This window comes from Chloracidobacterium sp. N, assembly GCF_018304765.1.
Taxonomy (GTDB): domain Bacteria; phylum Acidobacteriota; class Blastocatellia; order Chloracidobacteriales; family Chloracidobacteriaceae; genus Chloracidobacterium; species Chloracidobacterium aggregatum.
Genome location: NZ_CP072643.1, coordinates 803,165 through 828,651 on the forward strand (window position 1 = coordinate 803,165; position 25,487 = coordinate 828,651).

The window sequence follows — 25,487 nt, forward strand, 5'->3', positions numbered from 1 at the left end:
CTTTTCTTGCAAAGACTTTGCGGTTTGTCCCGGCGTCGGCGGAGGGCGACATCGAATGAAGGAAGCGTGTGGCGCGGAAGTTGCACCAGGACTCGGTTGAGCCGCAGGCACCGCGACAAACACGGCGGCTGAGTTCGGGTTTGGTTCTGGAGCGTAACACGATGGCGCGATTCTTTCACGGTCTGATACGCACTGTCATCCTGGTTTGCCTCACCTTTCTGTTCTGTGGCACGGCGACGCTCGCCGGCGAAGTGGCAGGTGACCGTGCCCATGCCTTGTCTTCAGCCGGAGCTTCCCGGCAGCCGGCGCTTGGCATGGAAGCGAGTGCGCCAGCCAGTGTGAAGTCCGGTCGGCGGTTTGTCCGGCGCAAATCCTGCCGGGTTTCCTGCCGGGCGCATGTGCGCCGGACGGGTAAGACCGCCAACAACCGCGCCGCGCGCCAGATGTGGTTGGGCAGAACCCGTGTCGGGGAGCGCGCCCTGGCGGCCCGGAAGGCTAAGAGTCCAGTCAAGTTGACGGTTGCGGCAAAGAAAGCGGCACCGACGGCCGTTGTCTCCCGCACGACCCGGAAACCGGCCGCCGTTGACGTTGCGTTAGCGGTTCCGCCTGCTGTGGGTGATGGCATCCAGGTTGCCGAAAGTGTGACCTACGAGTTCGCCGGGTACTCCGCCACAGCCGACGGGGCCACCGTCAAGCTCTGGTACAGCCATGCCTACACCGTCCGGTCGCCTTACGCCTACTTGGGTCGGATGCCGGTTGGCGGCCGTGAAGTTCACGTCTGGATGGAAACCGCCGGTACGCTGCTGGCCAGCGCCGTTACCGAGTCGGCACAGGAACCACTGCCCGACGTTGCCCGGATGATGGAACGTTTCCCTGACGGTGGCTTGGGGGTGGTGGTGGCCGGCTGGGATGACTTCGCACCGCCGGCGGAGCCGGCCGTGGAAGTCGTGGAGTTCACGGAACCCGGTCGGTAATTCTCTGGATACCCACACGCCTCATTTCCTTTCGTCATGCGGGCAGGATGCCCGCGCTCCCAAGCTCGTGCGGGCGAGACGCCCGCGCGCCCGGTTCTTGCATCGGGGGCGGCTCTCTGGTATTCAGATTATTCCTATTTACTGATTCCTGTGTGCCGGTAGGATACCCCCGTGCCGCCCATGCTCGAAGCCGTCCACCTCACCAAAGCCTATGGTGAGCGCATTGTCTTGGATGACCTCAACCTGCAGGTTGCCCCCGGCGAGATTTTCTGCCTGCTGGGTGCCAACGGCGCTGGCAAAACAACCACCATCAACCTGTTCCTGAACTTCATTATGCCGACCAGGGGCGAAGCCCGCATCAACGGCTATGTCGTTGCCGAACATCCCATCGAAACCAAGCAGTGGCTTGCCTACATCCCGGAGCAGGTCATGCTGTATCGAAATTTTACAGGACTTGAAAACCTCGACTACTTCAGCGAGCTGGCCGGAAAACACTACACCAGGCGCGAACTTCTCGACTGGCTGGCCAGCGTTGGTTTGTCTGCCGAGGCTGCCGAGCGGCGCGTAGCCACGTACTCCAAAGGGATGCGCCAGAAGGTCGGCATCGCCATTGCCCTGGCCAAAGAAGCCAAAGCCCTTCTGCTGGACGAGCCAACTTCGGGACTGGACCCACAGGCTGCCAATGAGTTTTCACAACTGCTGACCCGGCTGGCCACCCAGGGCATGGCCGTCCTGATGGCGACCCACGATCTGTTCCGCGCCAGAGAAATCGGTACGCACATCGGCATCATGCGCCAGGGAAAACTGTTGACGACCCTGGCCGGCACTGACCTGACACCCCAGGCGCTCGAACAGCTTTATCTCGACTACATGCGGAACTGAACCCCGCCACCAGGGAGAACCGAACAACATGGCTGGATGGTTGACCATTGCCCGGCAGGAGTTCCGAGGCCTGCTCCGCGACCGCCGCTTTCGCTGGCTGTGCAGCGCCGTTGGACTTTGCCTTCTGGCCGTTCTCATCATCGGCTGGCAACAGACGCAGAGGGTTCGTGCCCAGCGCACTGCTGCGAACGCCGTCGCCCGTGAGCACTGGGTGACACAGCCGCCGAAGAATCCCCACGCGGCTGCCCACTACGGCATCTATGCCTTCAAGCCCCAGACGGCGCTGGCGTTCGTTGATGTTGGCGTGGATGAACATGCCGGCGTCGTGGCTTTTCTCGAAGCCCACAAACGCCATGATCTCACCGGCGCTGCCGCCCAGGATGGACGTACCCAACGCCTGCTCGCCCTCACCGCCGCCGGAGTGTTGCAGTACCTGCTCCCGCTGCTCATCATCGTCCTGGCGTTCGACGCCCTTGCCGGCGAACGTGAACACGGTACGCTGCGCTACCTCCTCAGCCTTGGCGTCCGCCCCCGGACGCTGCTCGCGGGCAAACTGGCCGGCATCGGAGCCGCCCTGGGCGTGGCGTTGCTGCCGGCTGTGGTCGGTAGTGTCCTGCTTCTGTGGTGGCTGGAGGATGCCCCGTGGGATTTTGTCCGCCTGGCCCTGATGGTGATCAGCTATCTGCTCTACGGCTTCATCTTTCTGGCGCTGACCCTGGCGGTGTCGTCCCGTTGGTCAGCGCGGATGACACTGTTGGGTATGTTGACATTCTGGGCGGTGAGTAGTTTCGTCGTGCCGCGGATGGTGACTGACCTGGCGGCCCGCTGGTATCCGACGCCCGCCCGCGCAGCTTTTGATGCCGCCGTCGCACACGACATCAGGCAGGGGATTGATGGTCACAATCCCCAGGAAGAGCGACTCAAAGCCTTCGAGGCCAGGTTGCTGGCCCAGTACAACGCCAAGCGCCTGGAAGACTTGCCCATCAATCCGGCTGGCTTGCTGATGCAGGAAAGCGAAGAGCACAGCAACCAGGTCTATGCCCATCACTATGCCCGCCTGTGGTTAGCGTTCGAGCAGCAGGTGGCGCTGCACAACGCCGCCGCCGTCGTCGCGCCGGTGCTGGCCGTCCGCAGCCTCTCGATGGCCCTGGCCGGAACGGATGTCTTCCACCACCTGGACTTTGCCGACGCCGCCGAGCGCTACCGCCAACCGCTCATCAAAACCCTCAACGAAGACTGGGCCTACAACTCAACGCTGGCGACGGATGAAACCTACGTTGCCGATACCCGGCTTTGGACGAGTGTCCAGCCTTTTACCTACACCCCGCCGCCGCTGACGCTGGCGCTGCAACGGCAGTGGTTGGCGCTGGCCTGGCTCGGTGGTTGGGTGGGTCTCTCACTGCTGGCACTCTGGCTGGCAGCGCGCGCCCTGGCCGCGACAACCTGAACGGACAACCCTTTTCATGATGCACTCAAAACTCTGGCTGTCTGTCTTCCGGCACGAGTGGCGGCACCTTCTGCGGGAAAAGAGTCTGTGGCTGGTTGGGCTGGTTTTGCCCGGCCTGTGTGTCTTCGGGGCTTACAACGGCCTGCGCTGGACAACCTTCCAGCAAACGGCCAGCGCCGCGTTCCAGAAGTCCGCCGATGAGCGCCTGGCTGCCTACCGTGAAACTGTGGCGGGGCTGGAACAGAAGCAGGCCCCCGACCGTGAGTTTGATCCCCGCCGCCCGTTGATTGCCGGTATGTTCCGGGTCTTTCAGCCGGCCCTGCTGCCGCCTGCGCCCCTGGCAACCTTTGCCATTGGCGACCGCGACCTGCGTCCCTACGCCTTTCGCATCACCATGCGCGAGGCAGCCGTACAACCCGACCCGGAAAACCCGCTCCATGCGGCAACCGGGTGGTTTGACATCGCCTTTGTGGTCACCTTCCTGCTGCCGCTCATGGTTTTTGCTTTTGGTTACGATGTGCTGTCGGGCGAACGTGAGCGGGGAACGCTGGCGCTGGTGTTGGCGCAGCCCATCACCCCCTTTGCGTTGCTGGTGACAAAGCTTGCGGCCCGGGGCGTCTGGCTGGTGGGAACCATGTGGGGGGCAGGCCTGCTGGCCTTTTTGCTGACCGAAGGGCCATCGGGAGCGGCCCTGCTGCGGCTTGTCCTCTGGATGGGGCTGGTCGCGGTGTATGTCTGGCTGTGGCTGGCGGTGGTGGCTGTCGTGGCGGCTGGCGGGTGGGCTTCGGCAACGAACGCCGTGGTGTTGTCAGTGGTGTGGTTGGTGTGGGGCCTTCTCATTCCGGCGGCTGGTGCGGGAGTCGCCAACGGGTTGGCTCCCGGGCCGTCCCCCATCGAACTCGTCAATGCACGGCGTTCGGCTGACCGCGCCTTTGAGGCCAACGAAAAGGAACTGACAGCCCGCTACCTTGCCGCCCAAGGTGTACCGACGGCGCTTCCGGCAGAAGACTTCTCCATGCAGGCGCTGGCGCACCAGGCGGCCATGGAGTCTGAACTGCGTCCGTTGCGGGAAGCCGGGGAACAGGCGCGTCGCCGCCGTCACCAATGGCGTGCGCGCCTGGCATGGCTCTCGCCGACGGCCCTGATGCAGTCGCTTCTGGATGGGCTTTCCGGCGTGGATGCCGACCGCTGGCTGGCGTTTTACGACCAGGTGTTGGCTTTCCACGAGACATGGCGTGAACGGTTTGCGCGGCGTGTCCTGTCCAACGACCTCATTCGCGCTGAAGAAGTGCCAACCTGGCCGCGCTTCACCCTGCGCGAACCGCCCCTTTCGGCGTTGTATCCGCGCCTGGCCCTGGCTGGTGGTTTGTGGTTGGGTCTGGGGGGCGTCCTGCTCTGGGTGGCAGGCACGCGGACTGGGAGCGCGGGCATCCTTGCCCGCCCGTGAGTGTGAACGTCAGTGAACGTCAGTCAGTCAGTAGGGGCAGGTTCAGAACCTGCCCCTACGTAAGGAGGTTCGGGGTCAATGTCCACATCGCAGCGTTTACCCGTTACTGTGTTGTCCGGTTTCCTTGGAGCCGGAAAAACCACCCTGCTCAACCACATCCTGCAAAATCGCGAAGGAAAGCGCGTGGCTGTCATCGTCAATGACATGAGCGAGGTCAACATAGACGCACAACTCGTCGCCCAGGGTGGAGCCGCGCTCAACCGGGTCGAGGAAAAGCTCGTCGAAATGTCGAACGGCTGCATCTGCTGTACGCTGCGGGAAGACCTGCTCGTGGAAGTCGGAAAGCTGGCGCGGGAAGGACGGTTTGATTACCTGCTCATCGAGTCCACCGGCATTTCTGAACCCCTGCCCGTGGCAGAAACTTTTACGTTTACCGATGCGTCCGGGAACAGCCTGTCGGACATCGCCCGTCTCGACACCATGGTGACGGTCGTGGATGCCCGGAACTTTCTGCACGACTACCAGGCGGCACAAAGCCTTGCTGAACGCCAGCTTGAAGTTGGCCCGGAAGATGACCGGACCATTGCCGATCTGCTCATCGAACAGGTCGAGTTTGCCGATGTCCTGCTCATCAACAAGGCTGACCTTGTGACCCCGGAGGAACTGGCCCGGTTGCGGGGCATCCTGCGGCGTCTCAACCCGGAAGCCCGTCTGCTGGACTGCCGGTTTGGTGTCGTGCCGCTGACAGAAGTGCTTGGGACAGGACGCTTCAGCTTTGAGCGCGCCAGTCAGTCCGCCGGCTGGCTCAGGGAGTTACGTGGCGAGCATCCGCCGGAAACCGAGACCTACGGCATATCCAGCTTTGTCTATCGGCGGCGGCGTCCGTTTCATCCCGAACGGCTGTGGGCGTTTTTCCACGGCGAAACCGACGGTCAGGAGTGGCACGGGGTGTTACGGTCAAAGGGCTTTTTCTGGCTGGCCACCCGCATGGCTATGGTAGGTGTCTGGAGTCAGGCCGGCGGAGCCTGTCGGATCGAACCCGGAGGTTACTGGTGGGCCACCCAACCGGAGAGCGAATGGGGCGTGGATGATGCCATGCGTGCCGAAATCCGCTCCCTTTTCGAGGGCCTCTTCGGCGACCGACGCCAGGAACTGGTTTTCATTGGCGACCGGCGGATGAACCGGGAGGCCATTGAAGCCGCCCTTGACGCCTGTCTGCTGACCGACACCGAAGCCGAACGGGGTCTGGCCGCCTGGGCAAGGTTGCCTGATCCGTTTGGCGACTGGGAACTCACCGCTGCCGATGTCAACTAGTCGGCAGCCCCGGTCACATTGAGCACACAACCAGACTGGCACATTTCGGACGCCATTCTCGCTTGTAGGCGTGAGCGGTTTCCGGGGGAGTTGTTCTGCTCCCGGCCGCGCAAGTTCACCGACAAGGAGCATGGCCATGCGTTGCCTCCGGGTTTTCGCGCCGCTTCCCGTTGGGAGAAGGTTTTCCCCGTGGTGGTTTTCAGTTCGTCTCGGTGTGCTGTTCACGGTTCTGTGCTTTCTCAGTCTCCACGCCGGTCAACCCGTTGCCGGTGTTACGCCACAGGACCTGCCCGCTCTGAATGAAGTCGGGCGGGCTGTTCTGAACTGGGATGGCCAGTCTCCGGTGACGCTGGCCGAGCGCATCCGGCAGCTCGTGCCCAATGTACCTGTGATTGATACCCTGCGCGCACTCAACCTGGCTCAGCAGCGGGGACAACTTGCGGAGGACGTGCGGCTCAAACGGATGCTCAAGTACCTGCCCCGTGCCCACACGCTGGCCCAGGCTGCACCGGGGGTCGGGCAACTCATCGCCGATGATCCGCTGCTCTCCGATCCAGCCTACACCTCGCTGCTGAGCCTGGCCCGCGCCGTTGAGAAAGCCACACCGGCCGAACTCGACATCCTGCTCACACAACATTTCGGCGATTACCCGGACGCCGGTTTGCAGGAACTCGGCAACCGGCTGACGGAGATGATCCTGCGGTATTCGGAGGTCGCCTACCAGGCCGAGATTGACCGCATCATCCTGGAGGAGCCGACGCCGGAACGCCGCCGGCAGGCTTTGGACCGGCTGGAAAATGATTTTCGGATCATTGAGACCAGGGGCGACCCCGGCGGCTCCTATGCCGAACATGCCCGGGCCGCCCGGCAAACCATCGAAAAGGTGCGGCAGGCCGAAGCGGACGGCACGATAAATGCCCTGCGCCAGCAGCGCCTTGCTTTGGAAACAATCCGCCAGGCCGAAACCGGGAAAAAGAACCGTCTGAAACAGCTTCTGGAACTCACCGGACTGGGACAGGAACTGCTCAAACGGGCCGGTCAGATGCTGGACATCGGACGTATCCTCCCACCGGCCGAGGGACGCTACCGAAGCGGCACGGTTGATCTGTTGACCGAGATCGGCGCTTCGGCGCGGGCCCAAGGGCTGAAGGTGGTGGATTGTCTGGGGTCAGCGTCCATGTGGGCCGGTGTGCTGAACAGCATCACCACGGCGCAAAGCGATGTCGAACTCGTCATGGCGCTGAGCCGGACCCTCGTGGAAAACACCTTTTTCGGGATGGTCTTCCAATCGCTGTACGCCTTCAAACAGGGTGACAACGCGGCTTTTCTCCGGGCCGTGATGTATCTGCTCGTGCCTGAAACGGCGCTGCCGGCGCTGGTCGAAGCCCTCGGCGAAACGGTCATCACCCTGGGGGCACAGACGCTGTTCGACCAGCAACTCGACCGCCTCTACGCCGCCAGTCGCTTTGATGACCAGGCACGGCTCATTGATCTGGGGGGGCTGGGTGTCGGCGGGGTGCCCGGCGCACGCCAGTTTGTGGACGCCATGTGTGACGGAGAAGCCGAAGCCGTGGCGCAGGATTTCATCCGCCGCTCAAAGGCGACGGACTTCGGTTCGGGCGCCAATCGCCTGGCCATTCTGGCGCTGGCCAAAGCCATCCAGTCCACTATCAACCAGGGGCGGCCGGGACTGTTTACCCAGGATGGCCCGCTGATGCGGGCCTGTGCGGGAACCCGCAAGGTCAATGAGGACCTCACTGACCTGAGCAAAATTTGGGGCGTGAATCTGCCCCAGGATGCGACCACGGCGGAAGCGTGGGCGTCGTCTCTTGACCGGGGGCAGCGCCGGGCGCTCGATACCCTCTTGGCAGCCTGTGAGTCCTGGCGGCAACAGGCCCGGCAAGCCACGGCCGAAGCCATTGTGCGTACCTTTGAAGAACGCCGGGCCGCCGAGCTGGCGCTGGATACCGACCGTGGCCGGCAGGTCGTCGAGCAATATAAACGGCTGCAAACCGTTTTCAGGGCACTGGAAATCACGGCGGAAGGGACGCGGTCGCTGGAGGCGGAAGGCGCACCCTACAGCGTCATCAAGGGGTGGCTGATGTCTGACCGGGAGAAACAGGTCGCCGCCGTCAAAGCCATCCAGAAGTTTCTTCGCGTGTACGAAGGTGTTGTGCAGGCACGGGACGCCATTGAAGGCGCCATGATCAGCCGGTTGGGCCGGGTCGTCCGACCACGGCCCCTGACGCGCTCGCTGCCGTTGACCGCCAAGCCCGAACTCGATGCCGACCTGCTCCGGCGCTACATCACCGATATAGCCAAAGCTGAGGCTTCGGTGACGCATGACCTGGAACTCATCAAGCGGGCCAAACTCGAAGGATGGGCTTGTTTTGACCCGCAAGCCCGCGGTCATCAAAGGCCCCTACGGGTGGGAGCCGGACTCTAGCTTGCCGTATAGTACGCGATAGTGTATAATAATGCTCATGGAAAGCACTATAAGCACAGGCAAGGCGGCAAAACTCCTTGGTGTCTCGGTCAAGACGTTGCAGCGTTGGGAACGCGAAGGAAGGCTGATTCCGGTGGCCCGAACGGACAGCAACCGCCGCCTCTACACTGAGACGCAGATCCGTGAGTTCATCGGTTTGCGGCAGGCCAACCATGCGCCAACCAAGCTTGTCGCCTACTGTCGGGTATCGAGTGCGGCGCAGAAGCCGGACTTGGCGAATCAGCGCAAAGTGCTGGAAGAGTTCGTGGTGGCGAAGGGATTGGCGGGGGTCGGGTTTATCGAGGAAGTGGGCGGCGGGCTGAACTTCAGGCGCAAGCGGTTTCTGGCCCTTATGGACGAGATCGGGCGACGGGAAGTCAGGATGCTGATCCTCGCTCACCGGGACCGCCTCACCCGTTTCGGCTTTGAGTGGTTCGAACATTACGCCCAAACCCATGGCTGCGAAGTGCTGGTACTCAACCAGGAACGGCTGTCTCCTGAACAGGAAATGGTGCAGGACTTAATGGCCATCGTGCACTGTTTTTCGTCCCGGCTGTACGGTTTGAGGAACTATCGAAAGAAGTTGGATGAAGCGCTGAAACAGGATGTGAATGACGTCAAAAAGGTCCAACAATGCAACTGACCCACAAGATCGCTCTTTGTCCGACTCCTGAGCAGGTGGACTACTTCAAGCGCGCCTGCGGCACGGCGCGGCGTGTTTGGAACTGGGCGCTCAGTGAGTGCAACAGGCAATACGCAGCAGGCGGCAGGCCAAACGCCATGGCGCTCAAAAAACAGTTCAACGCCATCAAGTACACCGACCCGCAGTGGCTCGATGAGAACGGTCGGCCCTGGTTGCAAGACATTCACCGGGATGCCCACGCCCAGCCGTTTGCCCATCTCGCCAAAGCCTGGGAAAGATTCTTCACCGACCTCAAGGCTGGCAAAGAGGCACACGCACCGCGCTTCAAGAAAAAGGGGCGCTGCCGCGACAGCTTTTACGTAGCCAACGACAAGTTCCGTCTGGTCGGTAAGACGATCCGCCTACCCAAGATCGGCGAAGTCGCCATGACCGAGGAACTGCGATTCAAAGGAAAGATACTGGGCGCAACGGTTTCTCGCACCGCGGATCGTTGGTTTGTGGCAATACAGGTCGAGGTGCCTGATGCGCAATTCTATCGGCGTCGCACGTCGCACGAGGTCAACGGCATCGACCTGGGCATCAAGGCTGCCGCAACGATCTCCAGCGGTGAAGTCATCGAGGCGCCAAAGCCGCTCAAAGCAGCGCTGCGCCGTCTGGAAATCCGTAGCCGACGTCTCAGCCGCAAGCTGGAAGCCGCCAGGAAGGCAGCCGGATTTGAACGCCATGCCCGCCTGCCTGAAGGAACGCGCCTGCCGGTATCGAACAACCGGCAGAAGTCCGCTGCGATATTGGCACGGCTCTATGCCCGCATGGCCAATATCCGAGCGGATTTCACCCACAAGCTCACGACTCGACTCTGCCGCGAAAACCAAGCGTTGGTGATCGAGGATTTAAACGTCAAAGGGATGCTGCAGAACGAGAAACTCGCCCGCGCCATCTCTGACGTGGGTTTTGGGATGTTGCGCTCGCAGTTGGAATACAAGGCCCGGCGCTACGGTACTCATCTTACCATCGCTGATCGCTGGTATCCAAGTAGCCGACTGTGCTCCATCTGTGGCTGGAAGAACGAGGCGCTGACATTGAGAGATCGATCATGGGTGTGTGCTCAATGTGGTGCGCACCATGACCGTGACCTCAATGCGGCGCTGAACCTGAAACGGCTGGCAACCGAAACTGCCCTACCCGTGGCGAGTCCGTCCAGCCATGGCGGCGCTGCGGCGGGGACCGTCCCCGCCGTAGTCGGGAAAGTCACGCCTGTCAGATACGACGGTGGTCAACAGGACGCGTCGGGGCAGGAAGAGAACCGTGCGCACTTTTGCGCACATTCTTGATAGCAGTGTACGCCGAATGTCGTCGTGCCGGCCGGGACATACACCATTGTGGACTCTGACCCGGCGACGTGGGCGCAGAACAGCGGGACTGGCGGCGCCGGGATGGCTGTGGTGAAGGGGTATCCGGCCGAAGCTGACGGTCGGACACCGCCGGCCAGTCCACCGGACAACCCACCCGGTGGCGGGAGACAGCAACCGCCGCCAACCAGCCCTCCGGTCAGTCCACTGAGTAGTCCTCCGGGTGGTGGGATGCGGCAACCTCCGCCTTCATCCCAGAAGGTAATTGAGGCCGTGTTCAAAAACGCTTCCAGTGATCCGGTCCATCTCTGTGTTGCCGGCGAAGCCTTCGGCCCTGAAAACCGCATTGGACCGGGTGAGACCCGTCGGGTACGGGTTACGATCCCGGCGGATGCCGAGCGTAGCGGCCGCATCAAGTTTGTTGCCGGGCGCAACGGGCAAGTCATCGCTACCGGTATGTGGGATTACGATCCCTCCGCTCCGTCACGGTATCCTGTGGTGACGTTTCCTGACGAGGACAATCCCTTCGCAAAGGGCAAGTTGGTCGTCACGACGGGCCTGCGCTAGGCGCGTCATACGCTCTCCGATGAAACCTGGCGGTGGGTCGGCTTATGGGGGCTGGCTCGCCGCCAAAATTTTTTCATCCGTTGGCATGCTCGCCGCCTGTTTTGCGCTTGAAGGGGTGAGGGGAAACCACTGCGACACGATGCCGTCATCGCCGTCCCCAAACCAGATAAAAGGAGCGCCTGCCATGGCCACCGCGACGTACACTTCACCAACCGTAACCAAAATCGTTTTGCGTCATGTCAGTGGTTCGCGGGTCAACCAGATTGAGGAATTTCCGCTGGCACACCTGAACGAACTGGAGATCGGGCGTGACGCCGCCTGCCGGGTTCGCTATGACCCCGACCGGGATGATCTCGTGGGGCGGCATCACGCCAAAATCAGCATCGAGGGTGGAGAACATCCAGTCTTCACGCTGAAAGACCTGGGAAGTCGCAATGGGACGTACGTCAACCGGCAGCGAATTGCGGCGCCGGTTCGGCTCTATCCGGGCGATGTTGTGCAGCTTGGTCCGGGTGGCCCGGAGTTCATCTTTGATGTTGAACCACGTCCACCGGAAGCGCCCCGTCCCACGCGCATTGCCGGTGAGAGCCTGGCTCCAGCGCCGCCCAAAGCAACCCGGATGGCCGATGTTCAGCCGCCGGCTGCGATGCCGTCCGTCGCTCTGGCCTCTCCGGCAACGCCTCCGGGTGGGCTGGTTGGCGCTCCGCCGCCTGCCACCTGGCAGCCGCCAGTTGCCGTGACGCCGGTTGCAGCGGGTGGTGGGATTGGCAAGGCAACGGTCGAACGCCTGATCGGCCAGGCCAAAAGCGACAACCGGTTGACCATCGTGCTGGTGTCTTCCCTGGTGCTACTCGTTGTGGCCGGATTGGTCAGTTACCTTGGGTATCTGGGATACAAGCAACAGCAGCAGGTGAATACGAAAATTGTTGCTGCCGAGCAGGAGACCCAACGGGCCAAAAAGGACGCGGAAGTGGCACGCTCGGAAGTCGAGCGTCAGAAGTCAGATGCTCCCCTCGACCCCAGCGCCATTGCGGCAGCCAATTCGGCTTCCGTGGTGTATCTCGAAGTCGGCTGGAAACTGATTTTCACCCCGACCGGACAACAGGTGTACCACCGCTACCAGAACGGATTGGCGCTGTTTGTGCGCCTTGAAGACGGCACGGTTGAACCGTGGTTGACCACGGATTCAAGGGACAACCGCCCGATTGGCGGCGAACACACGGGCACGGGGTTTGTCGTGAGTGAGGATGGTTTCCTGCTCACCAACCGGCACGTCGCCGCAAGCTGGAAGTCGCGCTATGAGTTTCCAGATGCCACTGTCATGGTCTTCGATGTGGGCAGCGGCAATTGCACCTTTCTGGCGACCCTGCCGGAGTGGGTGCCCAGCGAGACGAAGCAGGCCGGAGGGAAGTTTCTCCAGGGTGGCTTCGAGGGACGCAACGACTATCTCTACGTAACCTTTGCCAACAAAACCCAGCGGATTTTGGGCCAGCTCTCCGTGGCTTCGGACCGCCACGACGTGGCCCTGGTCAAAATCGGTGTTCCGGGACGGATCAAGCCCGTCGAACTGTTTGACGGCTACGACAGCATCAAGCCCGGCGACAACGTCACCGTGCTTGGTTATCCGGGGCTGACGCCGAAGCGGTATGGCGTCATTGCATCAAAAGACGTTTTCAACCGTGAGGCGCAGACCAGAGTGGTGCCCAATGTCACCGTCAGTTCGGGCGTCATCAGTTCCCTGCTGCGCGATGACACCTCGACGACCGTCGCCGGTCGGGACCGGGTGGTGAGCGTCATGGGGGACAGCTATCAGCTCTCCATCAACTCGACGGGTCCGGGCAACAGCGGCGGGCCGGTTTTCGATAACCGTGGGCGCGTCATTGCCGTGTTCAATGCGGGCGCCGAACGCGTCACCTACGCCGTGCCGATTCGGTATGCCCTGGAGTTGATGAACCCGGGCAGCCGGTAGGCGCTGCCAGAAGCCACGTGTGCCATGTGCGCCGGGCAGAAAGGAGCGACGGCCATGACGCAAGGTGTTGGAAACATCCAGCTTTCCCGATTGACGCTGGTGACGGCTCTGCTCAGTGATGTGGGTTGTCAGCGGAGCGTCAATGAAGATTTTGCACTTTCGGAAGCGCCACCGGCTGAAACGTTGGAAGCTGAGCGCAAGGGCACGCTGATGGTGGTCGCCGATGGTCTTGGCGGTCATGCGGGAGGGGAGGTGGCCAGCCGGATGGCGGCGGAAGTCATCCGCCGGGTCTATTACACCTCGCCCGCCGAACCGGCTGAAGCTCTGCGGGAGGCTTTTGTCGAAGCCAACCACCTGATCTGGGAGACTGCCCGGCGACACCCCCTGCTGCGCGGTATGGGAACGACCTGTACGGCGCTGGCCATTCGGGGGCAGGAAGCCTTTGCGGGCCACGTCGGGGATACCCGTCTCTACCTGATTCGGGGCGGGCGTATTTATCAGATGACCGAAGATGATTCAGAGGTCATGGAGTACGTCCGCCAGGGGCGCCTGTCACGGGAAGCCGCTGCGCGGCATCCAGAAAAAAACATCCTGCTCAAGGCGCTGGGTACCAGGCCCACCATCACGCCGGGTTTCTGGGAGCGCCCCTTACGGGTATCCGTTGGGGATCAGTTTTTGCTGGTGTCGGACGGCCTGCACGACCTTGTCACCGATGAGGAAATGTACGCCGTCCTGCTCGACGCGCCGCCGGACATCGCCTGTCAACGTTTGGTTGACCTCGCCAAAGCACGTGGCGGCCACGACAACATCACGGTCGGGGTGGTGTGGGCGGCCGGTTCAGAAGGGCCGGCGCGGTCAGTCGGGGGCGTGCCTCCGCTGCTGCGCGAGACCCGGGAAGCGAGGGTCGTCTCATGATCGGCAGTGTAATTGGCACCTATCGCGTTGAATCCTGCCTGGGAACAGGTGGCATGGGGACGGTCTATCGCGGTGTGGATGTCATGCTTGACCGTCCGGTGGCCATCAAGGTTCTCAAGCCGGAACTCGTCAACAACCTGCAACTCATCGAGCGGTTTCGTACCGAAGCCGTTCTGCTGGCCAAACTCAATCATCCCAACATTGCGACGCTGTATGGCTTTGTGCCGATTGGCCCGCAGCAGTTCGCCATGGTGATGGAATTCCTGCCGGGACTGTCCCTCGATGCCTGGCTGCGGCAGTACGGAGCGATGCCGCTGGGGCAGTCCGTTGTCGTGTTTTCCGGCATCCTCGATGCCATCGGCCATGCCCACCGGCACGGCATCATTCACCGCGACATCAAGCCGTCCAACGTCATGATATTGCCGGATGGCACACCCAAGGTCATGGATTTTGGCATTGCCCGCGCCATGGGGAGCCGCCACCAGACACGGGTCGGCGCCATCGTGGGCACGCTCGAATACATGTCGCCCGAACAAATCCAGGGCAAGGAAGCCGATGCCCGCAGCGACATCTATGCGTTGGGGATTCTGCTTTACGAAATGCTGACCGGGCGCGTGCCCTTCGTTGCCGACAGTGAGTATGCCCTGCTTCAGGCGCACATCCACAATCCCCCGCCGCCGCCACAGGTGTTGACGCCGACCATCCCGGAAACCGTCGCCCAGGTGGTCCTGCATGCCTTGGAGAAAGACCCGCTGCGGCGTTTCCAGACGGCGGAAGAATTCAAGCTGGCCCTGTCGCTGGCTGCTGCGCCGGGCCTCGCTTCAGTTCCTGCCCACCTGCGCGTGGCCGTTCAACTTCCACACGCGCCGCCGCCCGTAACACCCGTGGCGCCTGTGGCCGCACCTTTCATGCCGCCGGCCATGGCCATACCGTCTGTGGCCAACCCCACCCTGCCACGTCCGGCGTTGAAGCCAACCGAACCGCCGTGGCGCAAGGTGCTCACCTGGGGCCTGGCCGGCTTTGCCGTCTTTGCGTTTCTGCTGGCGATGCTGGCTTATGTCTGGGTGCACCGCCACCCGGCCATGCCACCGACAGGCAGCGTGACGACACTGCCTCCGCCACCAGGCAGGGAATCAGCTTCTTCCCAAATACCTGCCGCGACATCGCCGGTATCCATCGAGGAACGGCCGACCATGGTTCCGGAAACTGATCCAGAGAACACTCAGACCTTGCCACCACCCGGAGCGCCGGTTGGCTCGACCCCGGCAACACCACCACCGGTGGTTCCGCCACCGGTGGCATCCGACCGGGCGACGGCGCCGGAAGAGTCCAGGGAAAAGCCATCGCCGAAACGCAGGGACAAAGACCGCGCCGTGGTAAGCGAGCGTGAACGCCGCCGCCGCGAGGACCTCAAAGCCCTCGACCAGTGACGGCGCACTGACCGGGAGAAAGTGAGGTGGACGATGAACCGCAGAGGAGGACCTTCCCGGTTGTGGACTTTCTTCGTCTTTATGATCGTTTTTCCCCTCATCCTGAGTTGGCAGTTTTCCAGCTCCGAGATGCTTCTCGTTGCGGGCCAAGCGCCCCAGGCTGCCAGACAGAAACCGGGGCGACAAACCACCGCCCGCGCCAAGCGTCCGATTCGCTTGCCCGGTTTGACACAGGCCCTCCGCATCAATGGCCTGTCAACGGCAGAGATTATCCGTGAGATTGAACGGCGCGGGGTTGATTTCGAGCTTACAGACGAGAACGAGCAGGCATTGCTGGCCGCCGGTGCCACGCCCGAAATTATCGAGGCTGTACGCCTCAACTACCGTGGCATCCTGGCAGACCCGGTTGGCATGTACGAGAACGATACCCAGTCCAATGCCACGGCGACGAACAACAACGCATCGTCCTGGAAACAGGATGCTGAGTCGTCAGTCAACACGCCGCCGCCCCCAACTCCAGGGCCGGACTATGATGAAATTTTCGACCAGGGGGTGGCGGCCCTGCGCAGTGAGCAGGCCGATCTGGCACTGACCCACTTCACGACGGCCGCCAGCTTGAATCCTTCCGACCCGCGTGCCTTCTCGATGCTGGGGATGACCTGTCTTTACTGGAAGCCGGACCTCGCGATGGCTGAACGCCACATGCGGCGCGCCATCGAGTTGGGCGGCAGTGCCGCATTACGGGTAGCCCACGACCACGATGGTTTCTTCACCAGCGTTTGCTTTGGCTCCCTGTTCATCAGTTCCCAGGATGTGACCTTCCGGGCGGATGATGGCCAACATACCTTTGCCGCCACCCGCGACAGCATCAGGGAATTCAAACTCAACGCCTTCGTCGGGTCGGAATACGGCGCTTTTCACATCAAGGTGCGCACGGGTCAGAACCAGACCAAAAACTTCAACTTTGCCCCCCGGACACAGCAGCGTTCTGAATCAGAGCTGGCTATCCGGCTCTACAACGCCGCCGGACTGACGCGCCTCCCGCCCTCCAGGGACTAGCCTCCTCCAACCGTGTGTGGTGAAATCAAAACATCACCACACACGCATTGGTCAGTCTGTCACGAGGGGACTGCCTGCCGGCAGCAGCCAAAGGGCGTCAACCCGGCAGAGGGTTCCGGCCGTGAACGTGCCATGACGGGCGCGCAAGTGCTGCTGTCAAGCCCTCAACCTGTGACTTCTGACTGACCGGGAAGAAGAGAGGTCGGGGGAGCGATGAACCACAAAAAGAGGCCTTCCCGGTTGTGGGTCTGCCTTGTCTTTCTGGCTTTTCCGGCACTGACGCTGAGTGGGCAACCGTCGGTTTCCGGGAAGAACCTGGCTTCTGAACGGTTGCGCCAGACCGTCAAACAGAAAACCAGGCGACAAACCGCCGGTATCGGACATCCCATGCGCCCGGTTGGGCGGGCAGAATGTTTTTCCCTCAACCACCCAAGCTGCAAAGGCGTTGCCCCACCCCACAACTGGAGGTCCTCCGACAACCCCCCGCAGGACCCGGCGCAGAATACGCCGCCTTCCGATGCCTGGGCGCCGCAGTATGAACCTCTCCTGAAGCAGGGCATGGAGGCCCTGTGGAGAAACGAACCGGATAAGGCAGAGCGTCTCCTGACCAAAGCGGCCGATCTGGAACCTTCCGGTCCCTACGCCTTCTCACTGTTGGGACTGTGCAGTCTCTACTGGAAGCAGGAGGTGGCGGTCGCCGAGTTTTACATGCGCGAGGCCATCAAGCTGGGGGGAAGTGCTGTGTTCCGGGTCTTCCATGACCACGACGGCCTCTTTGTGCGCATCTGTACCGGCTATCTGTATATCAGCGCCGACGGCATGGAGTTCCGGGCTGACGACGCCCAACATAGCTTTACCGCTGACCATGGCAGCATCCGGGAGTTCCTCCCTAATGAGTTCGTCGGATCGGAGTATGCCGCCTTCCATGTCAAGCTGCGTGACAGCCAGAAAAAGACGAAAAACTACAACTTCGCCCCCTGGACGAATCGGTATAACGAAACCGACCTTGCTCTGCGGGTCTATAGATTTGCCACGAGGATACAGCCCGCCACCCCATAGCCTTGACCTCCCAAAAACTGTGGGTGGTGAGCTTGAGACCTCACCACCCACGGGATTGACTCACGTCTGCCTGTTGCCAGGAACTTAGGATTGGCCGCGGGCAATCGCGTCAAACTGCGTCAAATTGTACTGCCGCATGAGGCTGTGCAGCTTGTTCGTGTATTCCGGGTCCGTGGCATACCCGGCGCGGTGAATTTCCGCTGCAAACCGGAAGGCATCGTGCGTGTGCCGCATGGCTTCAGCATAGCGCCGGTTCTGGGTGAAGAGCCGCGCATGGTCGGCAAACGATTCCTGCGGCGTATGATACCTGCGGAATTGCGCGTTCACGTAAACGTCACGCCCGTTGATGACTTCGCGCGTCCGCATCGTCACCGAGCCGGCCGGCCCCGTGCCCTTGATACCGAAAAAGTTATTTGCCTGGCGGGACAACTCTGAGCGGCCCCAGCCGCTTTCCAGAATGGCCTGGGCAATGGTGACGGAAGCTGGCACGCCGGTCTCCCGCTGGTTGCGGATGGCATCTGCCGCAATCGAATCAATGAAGGCATTGCCCGTGCGTGGAATCTGCCCGATGGGTGCACTCCCACCCACGCCGGATGGCGGCGGACCCGGATTGGGTGTGGGCGCCGGGGCCGGGCGCGGCGCTGGCGCCGGTGTCCCGGATGACGGCGGCAGGCGCAGTTCCTGACCGGGATAGATAAGGTTCGGGTTGCGGATGTTGTTGAGCCGGACGAGTTCATCCACCGTCGTTCCGTGCCGCTGTGCAATCTGGGATAGCGTATCGCCGGGGCGTACCGTGTACGTCCGGGCCGGCAGGCGCAGTTCCTGACCGGGATAGATGAGGTTCGGGTTGCGGATGTTGTTGAGCCGGACGAGTTCATCCACGGTCGTCCCGTGCCGCTGTGCAATCTGGGACAGCGTATCGCCGGGGCGTACCGTGTAGGTGCTGCCACCACCCTGCACCCGTGCCAGGGCCTGGGTCAGTGCCTGCCGGGTCTGTGGCCCGTAAATGCCGTCCACGGTGATGCCAGCATCCCGCTGGAAGGCGCGCAGGGCGGCATCCGTCCGGGGACCGAAAACGCCAGGGCCGGTGTTGTAGGCGGCTTCGGTCATGTAGCCAAGCCGGATGAGGGATTGCTGAAGCGCGCGGACGGCTTCACCCCGGTCGCCCTGCCGCAGTGTGGCCTGTGGCAGCCCGGTGGTCGGAGGTGTCGTGCTGGGAGGTGTTGCCGGTGGCGGCGTTGGAGCTGGCGGTTGCGGGGTCGGTGTGGGGGCGGGCGATGAACCGCCGGCTGCACGTCCCCGGTCATTGACCCAGTATTCAACCGGCCGGCTTCCGAAGGTGTCGCGTACGTGGGCGTAGTTGACATTGGTCGAACCGGCCTGCGCAATGGCCGGACCGCGCTCGTTGATGTTGCCCGGACGCACGATGGCCACGTGGCCAATCCCGCCTGGGTTCTTCCACCCGACCATCGTCGGGTGTCCCTCATTGGCCAATCGCTGGGCTTCTTCGGCGCTGACCCGCCGCCAGCCGTGCTGCGCGCCGTGCTGGCGCAGCCAGTCCATGGTGGCATTGGCGTCGAGTTCACGGCTCTGGCTGTAGTTGTAAACAGTCGTTGGCTGACCGGTCCGTTTGTCCACCCAGTGCGGAATTTCAGCCCCCATGGCGCGGGTGACATCCCAGACAAAAATGTTGCAGAACGTGTCCTTGATGCCGTCGCCGCTGGAGTCACGGATGGCGTAGCGCGGGTTGTGCGCTACGGCAAACTGGTTGATGACGTTGTTGTAGGTCTCCGGTGTCCGGTGGTTGGGATCACCTTTGAGCGGCGCATCAATCGGGCGCGCGGCATTGGTGTTCGTCGTCCCGGGTGCCGGGCGTGTGCCGTCGTAGATGAGGCCCGATGTCAGCCGCGCGCGCGTCATGGCGCCGGCGGTGGAAAGTTCTGCCCGGCGCGTGGCGGCTTCCTGGGGTGTGGCCGTGGCAGCGCTGGTCGTCTGACGGCGTGCCGTTGTTGCCGGGCTTGTGGTTTGACGTGAGACGGGAGGTGGCGAGGAAACCTGCCGGGTACGAACAGACATAGCGCGAGCCTCTCTTTTCCGGGGTCGGGATTCCAGGGATTGCGGCCACATTCATGACCTTCTGACCTGGCAACCAGGTTATCGGGTGGCTTCGGCAGATGTTGCATCCATGTTGCCGAAAAACATGCTGATGTTCTCCAACAAGCCTTCGCTTCCGGCGTCGCTTTTGATGAATGCTGCTAGAAAAACCGGCGTGAGTGATGTACTTGTGAAGTGTGGTCCTCTTGAAGCTGAACGACTGACCAGGTTGTGTTGGCACTTGGGGACGGCCGGCTGGCTCCTGCTCTATGACGAAAGGAAGGCAACGGGAAGCTGCGGCCTGTGCGCGAAGTTTCGGGAATGCTACTGAAGAAACGAGGCTCCCCCTCTATGCCGGACTCCCTTGCCTGCCTTGCCTCCACCACGACCTTCGTGGAGCGGGATGTTTCTCCACCGGACAGCAACCAGGCTGGCATCAATCAACTTGTGGAAGATGTCTATGCTGAGTTGCACCGTCTGGCGCACGCTCACATGCGGCGCGAACAGGGACTGCATACCCTGCAAACCACGGCGCTCGTTCACGAAACCTACCTGCGACTGGCCAAGTGCAAGCACCTGAACCTTTCGGACCGGCGGCTGTTTTTCGGTCTGGCCAGTCGGGTCATGCGCCACATTCTGGTGGACTACGCCCGTAGCGCCAGAGCGGCCAAGCGTGGCGCGGACTGCCGTCTGGTGTCGCTTCAGGAGATGCCGGCAGTGGCCGGACTGCCAAGCGCGGACATTCTGGCCCTGCACGAGGCCCTGCTCCGCCTCGAAGCCCACGACCCCAGATTGGGGCAGGTACTTGAACTGCATGCCTTTGGCGGGTTGACCAACCTGGAAATTGCCGAGGCGCTGGGGTTGTCGCTTCGCACCGTCAATCGGGAGCTGGCACTGGCCCGGGCCTGGTTACGGCGTTTCCTGTCCGTCAGTACGCCGGGTTCTGACGCTGAAGCCGCGGGCTGCCCGACGGCGGCCTGATTCGTCAGTTTTCCCAAAAACAGAAGCAGGAGGTCATCCCCCCATGGCCACCGACTTGTCTGCTGATCGCTGGGCGCAGGTCAACGAAATCCTGCGCCAAGCAATCGAACTGCCTCCGGCGGCCCGCCGTGAGTTTGTGCAAACGGCCTGTGGCGGGCATCCGAGCCTGTGCCGGGAAGTGTTGGAGTTGCTTACGGCCTACGAGGCGGATGAGGCTTCGTGGAACTTTGGCTCTTCACCGCTGGTTGACCATGCTCTCCGCGCCCTGGCCGCCAGGCAAACCACGTCGGTGCTCGAAGATAAGGTTGGTCCCTACCGCATTCTCCACGAACTCGGCACCGGGGGCATGGGAACCGTCTATCTCGCCGTGCGGGATGACCTGGATTTTGAACAACGGGTCGCCATCAAAATCGGACACCAGTACGCCTTCAACCGCGACTTTTTGCAGCGCCGTCTGCGAACCGAACGGGCCATTCTCGCCCGCCTCGAACATCCGAACATTGCGCGCCTGCTGGACGGCGGAACAACCCGGAACGGGCTGCCCTTTTTCGTCATGGAGTACGTACCGGGCGTGCCCATTACCGCCTACTGCCAGCAGCGACAGCTCACGACGCGGCAACGGTTGGAAATGTTCCAGTCGGTGTGCCATGCCGTGCATTACGCCCATCAGAATCTGGTCATCCACCGCGATCTCAAGCCGGGCAACATCCTCGTGACGGAGGACGGCATACCGAAGCTCATTGATTTTGGCATTGCCAAGCTGCTGGACGAGCAGACCTCCACAGCCGAAGCCCACACCGTCACCCGCCAGCGGGCGATGACCGTACCCTACGCAAGCCCCGAACAGGTGCGCGGGGAAGCCGTGACCACGGCGACGGATGTCTATGCGCTGGGCGTCCTGCTGTATGAGCTGCTCACCGGCTGCCTGCCCTTTCAGGTTGAGGATGTCCGGGAAGGAAAGCCATCGTTGGAGTACCTCATTCAACATGTCGAGCCGCCGCCGCCCAGCGTGGCGGTGCGGCAGCCGGAGAAGATGCTGAAACCGTCCGGTCCATCAGTCGATGTCCGGCCGGCGTCCAGCCGGGAACTGTCCGGCGACCTGGATGCCATCGTCATGCGGGCCATGCACAAGGACCCACCGGCGCGGTATGCCTCAGTGGAACAGTTGGCCACGGACATTGAGCACTATCTGCAGGGATGGCCCGTGCTGGCACGCGGTGCGTCAGCGCGTTACCGGCTGCGGAAATTCCTGCATCGCCACCGGGTCACAGCCGGCCTCACGCTGGTGTTCATCACCGCGCTGGCCGTCACCACCGTCATTTCACTCCGGCAGGCCCATCTGGCCGCGCTGGCCGAGGAGCGGGCCAAACGGCAGTTTCAGGAAACGTGGTCGCTGGCGCGCTCGAACATCTTTGAGCTGCACGACGCCATCGAGCGCCTGCCCGGTTCGACTTCCGCCCGTGGGGTGCTGGTGCAGCAGACGCTGATCTACCTTGACCGGCTGGGACAACAGGCCAGTTCCGATCCGAAGTTCCAGCGCGAACTGGGACGCGCCTACATCCGCGTGGGTGAGGTTCAGGGACGCCCCTACACCGCCAACCTCGGCGACGTGCCCGGTGCGCTGAAAAGTTACGAAACCGGACGCCAGTGGCTGGAGAAAGCCTGCCAGTTGCAGGGAAATGACTTTGAGTGCCTGCGTGACCTGAGCATCAGCTATGAGCGGCTCGGTGAGCTGGTGCTGTATCGCAACCGGGACTTCACTGCCGCCCGTTTCCATCTCGACCGGGCAGCAACGCTCCGCGAGCGTTTGACCGGACTTCACCCGGAGCATCCCGAAGTCCGCTACCTCGCGGCGACGCTGGCCATCGCCAATGGTGACTGGCACCACATGCAAGGCAACGCCACTGAAGCCCTGAAGCACTTTGCCAAGGCTTACCACCTGCTTGAACCCGTGGCCACCGGCCCATCGGCTACGCTGTCCTGCAAGCAGAAGCTGGCCGGTGTTCTTCAGCGCAAAGTGTATGGTCTGCTTAGCTTGGGGCGTCATCTCCGGCCATCCGGACTGTCGGATGAAGCGCAGCGCCTGTACCAGCGGGCATGGGTCCTGCATCAACGCGCACTGGCCCTGCGCCAACATCTGCTGGACTCACAACCAACGTCGGTTGAACTCCGGCGCTCGGTTCTGGACAGCCTGGTGGATGAAGCCGAGATCAACGGCCGGCTCAGGCAATTTGCTGTCTCACGAAGGCAGTTTGAGACGGTCTTCCGGCAGTTTGAGGCTTTGGCATCGGAAGACCCCACGAACCACGAACTGCTGCTGGACATCGTTTCTCTGCTGAGCCGCTTTGCAACTATGGAAGAAGACGCGGGCAATCCGGCGGGAGCCTTTGCGCAGTGGCAGCGTATCGAGACCTATCGGCAAAAGTTGCAGGAAATCGGTTCTCTGGCACAGGAAGCCCAAGGGCTTCATAGGGAAGTGCCCTTGAACCTGGCAAGATTGGCCGTGCAGTGCCAGCCATTGGCGGTTGGCCGGCAGGCGGTTCAACGCCTTGAAGCCCTTATCCCGGACCTGCCGGATGACATCCAGCGGGTGCGCTACTGGCGCGTGCTTGCGGAAGCCTACCGACGCCTGGGCAATCCCGGCGCGTCCCTGGCGGCCAAAGCCCGGTTGGCGCAATGGCTGGCGCAGTCTGAGACCGGAGCACCGCCGCCCGCGGTCCTTGGAACGGCGGCTGATCTGTATCTCGATACGTCGCTGGGGCTGACCAATCCCCACCGGGCGCTGACGCTGCTGCGCACTCTGGCAGCATCTGACGCACCAGGGAAAGAAAGCATCCAGCCCTTGTTCATCAAGGCCCTGGAACAGGTTGGAGATGAAGCCGGAGCCAACCGTTACCGCCAGACGTACGCAGAAATCACACGGGCGCTGCTACAGGACACGCCCTAGTACGGCAATGTCCCGTTGAAGACCGCGTCGAAAACCGGAAACTGCCCGGAACACCACCCTGTGTGCTTTGTCTGGTATCACCCGCCGGTTCAGCCGGCAGAAACTGCTGCCCGGTGCGCCGGCAGACTGAACCCTTCGGGAGACGTGACAGCACACGCCGCCCAAACCCGCTCGGCACAGGCATGGCCGCTGGCGACGGCACTCTCGATGGTGGCCGGCAGCCCGGTATCCGTCCAGTCACCGGCCAGGTACAGCCCGGCGATACCGGTTTCGTGCGCCGGGCGGAGCCTTTCGGCCGCCGGGGTCGCCGCAAAGGTGGCGTGCTGTTCCTTGATGACCCGCGCGTGCACAAGACGTGCCTTATTGACCTTTGACATAACTCGGTCGAGATCAAATAAAGCCAACTCAATCAACATTTTAGACGGCAATTGGGCGGTTTCGCGGGCGGCGCTGATGACGAGGGAAAGGTGATAATGGGGCGAAACCGGCGTCGTCAGCGCCCGTTTGTCGAAGGCCCACTGCATGGTCGTGCCCAGCAAGCCGACGAAAGGCGCATCCAGTACCGGACGGTCAAACCACAGGTTGACGGAGACAATCGGCGAACTGGTCAACTGCGCAGCGGCCGGAATGAGGGTCCCGGCGTACCGGGCGACATCGTGGTAGGGGGCCGTACTGATGCATGCATCGCCGGGTAACATTTCGCCGTTGGCCAGAATGACGCCCCGGAAGCGCCCCTGTTCAACGGCAAGGGCTTTGACGGCGGCCTGACAGCGCACGCTGCCGCCCCGCGCCTCGATAAAGTGCTGCGCCTGCCCGGTGTAGAGTTCACTCAAGCCCACTGTCGAGACGGCCAGCTTGGCATCCTCAAAGCTCCCGCCGAAACCCTGGTAGAGCACCCGCATCAGCAGGACGGCGGCTGCCCGTTCTGGTGCTTCGTTGAGCGTGGCGATGATGAGCGGGTCCCAGAAGCGCGTCCGCATGCGCGCCGACTGCCCACAGCGGGCCAGCCATTCGGCCGCCGTGAGGTCGGCCAGTCGCGTCCGGTAGTGATGTTTGTGGCGGTGCAGGTTCCACACCAGCCGCAGAAGTCCGAGCTTGTCACGCAGCGACAGCCCGCCCAGGCCGAGCAACCCGCCCAGCAGGTGCAGTGGTGCCGGAAGCGGCGGACACCGAAATGAAGCCGAGCCTTCCGGCGCGAGGAAGTCCACCTGTGGGGCGTCGAAGGTGCGTACCAGGTGGTGGCTGCCAATGCGTTCCAGAAAGCGCAGCGTTTCGTGGTAGCAGCTCATCATCAGGTGCTGCCCGTTATCCACGGTGTCGCCGGTCACTTCATCCCGGAACGAATAGGCGCGGCCGCCCAGTCGTGGGCGGCGCTCCAGTACCGTGACGCGCACGCCCCGTTCCGCCAGCGCCGTCGCGGCGCTCAATCCGGCAAAACCACCACCGATGACAATGCAGTGAAGCGGTTGCATTCCCATGCCACAGGAAAAAGGCGCGCCACATTGTGGAGCGCGCCCTGCCCACGTTCAAGCGGTAAACGTCTCTGCTCAGGGAATCCGAATGACCTGTCCGGGATAGATCAGATCGGGATTTTTGATGGTATCGCGGTTGTGCTCGTAGATGTTTTGCCAGGTCGTCCCGTACTGCGCGGCGATCCTGCTCAGCGTGTCGCCGGGCTTGACCGTGTAGGTCTGTCCGCTGCCCTGACCGTCGGCCGTGATGGCAAACACCAGATCGCCTGCACTCAGGGAGGGGTCAATGATCTGCCAGGCTTTGAGCATTTCCTGCTGGACGGCTTCGGTGGTCGAGCCGGAAAGCGTCAGGACGCCATCCTCCTCCGAAGCCGAAAAGCTGGCGACGCCGTGCCGGTGTGCCATATCAATCAGCGCGCGGTATTTTTCCGTTGCAGACATGATGTGCCCTCC

19 protein-coding genes are annotated in these 25,487 nt (G+C 62.3%); 16 read left to right on the top strand and 3 right to left on the bottom strand.

Annotated elements, in window-relative coordinates:
* Positions 1-161 precede the first annotated feature (161 nt).
* From J8C05_RS14350 to J8C05_RS14415, 14 genes are all read left to right on the top strand, one after another.
* Positions 162-974, top strand: coding sequence for a hypothetical protein (locus tag J8C05_RS14350; protein ID WP_211423434.1), 813 nt, complete (start codon positions 162-164; stop codon positions 972-974).
* Positions 975-1,154: 180 nt separating this feature from the next.
* Positions 1,155-1,856: an ABC transporter ATP-binding protein gene (locus J8C05_RS14355; protein WP_211423435.1), complete on the top strand. Its 702-nt coding sequence runs from the start codon at positions 1,155-1,157 to the stop codon at positions 1,854-1,856.
* 28 nt (positions 1,857-1,884) lie between these two features.
* Positions 1,885-3,303: a DUF3526 domain-containing protein gene (locus J8C05_RS14360; protein ID WP_211423436.1), complete on the top strand. Its 1,419-nt coding sequence runs from the start codon at positions 1,885-1,887 to the stop codon at positions 3,301-3,303.
* A 16-nt stretch (positions 3,304-3,319) separates the two neighbouring features.
* Positions 3,320-4,750: an ABC transporter permease subunit gene (locus J8C05_RS14365; RefSeq protein WP_211423437.1), complete on the top strand. Its 1,431-nt coding sequence runs from the start codon at positions 3,320-3,322 to the stop codon at positions 4,748-4,750.
* A 78-nt stretch (positions 4,751-4,828) separates the two neighbouring features.
* Positions 4,829-6,064, top strand: coding sequence for a zinc metallochaperone GTPase ZigA (gene zigA / locus J8C05_RS14370; protein ID WP_211423438.1), 1,236 nt, complete (start codon positions 4,829-4,831; stop codon positions 6,062-6,064).
* Positions 6,065-6,278: 214 nt separating this feature from the next.
* Positions 6,279-8,510 carry a hypothetical protein gene (locus J8C05_RS14375; protein ID WP_211423439.1) on the top strand — a complete coding sequence of 744 codons (2,232 nt, stop codon included), beginning with the start codon at positions 6,279-6,281 and terminating at the stop codon, positions 8,508-8,510.
* 31 nt (positions 8,511-8,541) lie between these two features.
* Complete coding sequence (locus J8C05_RS14380) at positions 8,542-9,192, top strand: IS607 family transposase (RefSeq protein WP_459543848.1); 651 nt, start codon at positions 8,542-8,544, stop codon at positions 9,190-9,192.
* The gene (locus J8C05_RS14385; RefSeq protein WP_211423440.1) at positions 9,183-10,523 is read left to right on the top strand and encodes an RNA-guided endonuclease InsQ/TnpB family protein; all 1,341 of its coding nucleotides are present in this window, start codon (positions 9,183-9,185) and stop codon (positions 10,521-10,523) included. The genes J8C05_RS14380 and J8C05_RS14385 overlap by 10 nt, the downstream gene beginning before the upstream one ends.
* 24 nt (positions 10,524-10,547) lie before the next feature.
* A complete protein-coding gene (locus J8C05_RS14390; RefSeq protein ID WP_211423441.1) occupies positions 10,548-11,108 on the top strand; it encodes a hypothetical protein in 561 nt (186 codons plus the stop codon).
* A gap of 184 nt (positions 11,109-11,292) precedes the next feature.
* On the top strand, positions 11,293-13,077 hold the full coding sequence (locus J8C05_RS14395) for a trypsin-like peptidase domain-containing protein (protein WP_211423442.1): 1,785 nt from the start codon (positions 11,293-11,295) through the stop codon (positions 13,075-13,077).
* A 54-nt stretch (positions 13,078-13,131) separates the two neighbouring features.
* Positions 13,132-13,992 carry a PP2C family protein-serine/threonine phosphatase gene (locus J8C05_RS14400; protein WP_211423443.1) on the top strand — a complete coding sequence of 287 codons (861 nt, stop codon included), beginning with the start codon at positions 13,132-13,134 and terminating at the stop codon, positions 13,990-13,992.
* Entirely contained in the window at positions 13,989-15,422 is a 1,434-nt protein-coding gene (locus tag J8C05_RS14405; protein WP_211423444.1) for a serine/threonine-protein kinase, read from the top strand. Before J8C05_RS14400 ends, J8C05_RS14405 begins: the two co-directional genes overlap by 4 nt.
* Positions 15,423-15,503: 81 nt before the next feature.
* The gene (locus tag J8C05_RS14410; RefSeq protein WP_211423445.1) at positions 15,504-16,481 is read left to right on the top strand and encodes a tetratricopeptide repeat protein; all 978 of its coding nucleotides are present in this window, start codon (positions 15,504-15,506) and stop codon (positions 16,479-16,481) included.
* A gap of 213 nt (positions 16,482-16,694) precedes the next feature.
* Positions 16,695-17,540 (top strand): tetratricopeptide repeat protein, encoded by an 846-nt coding sequence (locus J8C05_RS14415; protein WP_211423446.1) that lies wholly within the window; start codon positions 16,695-16,697, stop codon positions 17,538-17,540.
* An 84-nt stretch (positions 17,541-17,624) separates the two neighbouring features.
* Here J8C05_RS14415 and J8C05_RS14420 read toward each other — a convergent pair whose 3' ends face one another.
* A complete protein-coding gene (locus J8C05_RS14420; RefSeq protein WP_211423447.1) occupies positions 17,625-19,616 on the bottom strand; it encodes a LysM peptidoglycan-binding domain-containing protein in 1,992 nt (663 codons plus the stop codon).
* Between the two features lie 369 nt (positions 19,617-19,985).
* Here J8C05_RS14420 and J8C05_RS14425 point away from each other — a divergent pair, with 369 nt between their 5' ends.
* On the top strand, positions 19,986-20,615 hold the full coding sequence (locus J8C05_RS14425) for an ECF-type sigma factor (RefSeq protein WP_211423448.1): 630 nt from the start codon (positions 19,986-19,988) through the stop codon (positions 20,613-20,615).
* Positions 20,616-20,658: 43 nt separating this feature from the next.
* Positions 20,659-23,562 (top strand): serine/threonine-protein kinase, encoded by a 2,904-nt coding sequence (locus tag J8C05_RS14430; protein ID WP_211423449.1) that lies wholly within the window; start codon positions 20,659-20,661, stop codon positions 23,560-23,562.
* Between the two features lie 89 nt (positions 23,563-23,651).
* On the opposite strand, the gene hpnE is transcribed toward J8C05_RS14430, so the two are convergent.
* Together hpnE and J8C05_RS14440 are read right to left on the bottom strand one after the other, a co-directional pair.
* Positions 23,652-25,034: a hydroxysqualene dehydroxylase HpnE gene (gene hpnE / locus J8C05_RS14435; RefSeq protein ID WP_211423450.1), complete on the bottom strand. Its 1,383-nt coding sequence runs from the start codon at positions 25,032-25,034 to the stop codon at positions 23,652-23,654.
* 75 nt (positions 25,035-25,109) lie between these two features.
* On the bottom strand, positions 25,110-25,475 hold the full coding sequence (locus tag J8C05_RS14440; RefSeq protein WP_211423451.1) for a LysM peptidoglycan-binding domain-containing protein: 366 nt from the start codon (positions 25,473-25,475) through the stop codon (positions 25,110-25,112).
* Positions 25,476-25,487: the final 12 nt, after the last annotated feature.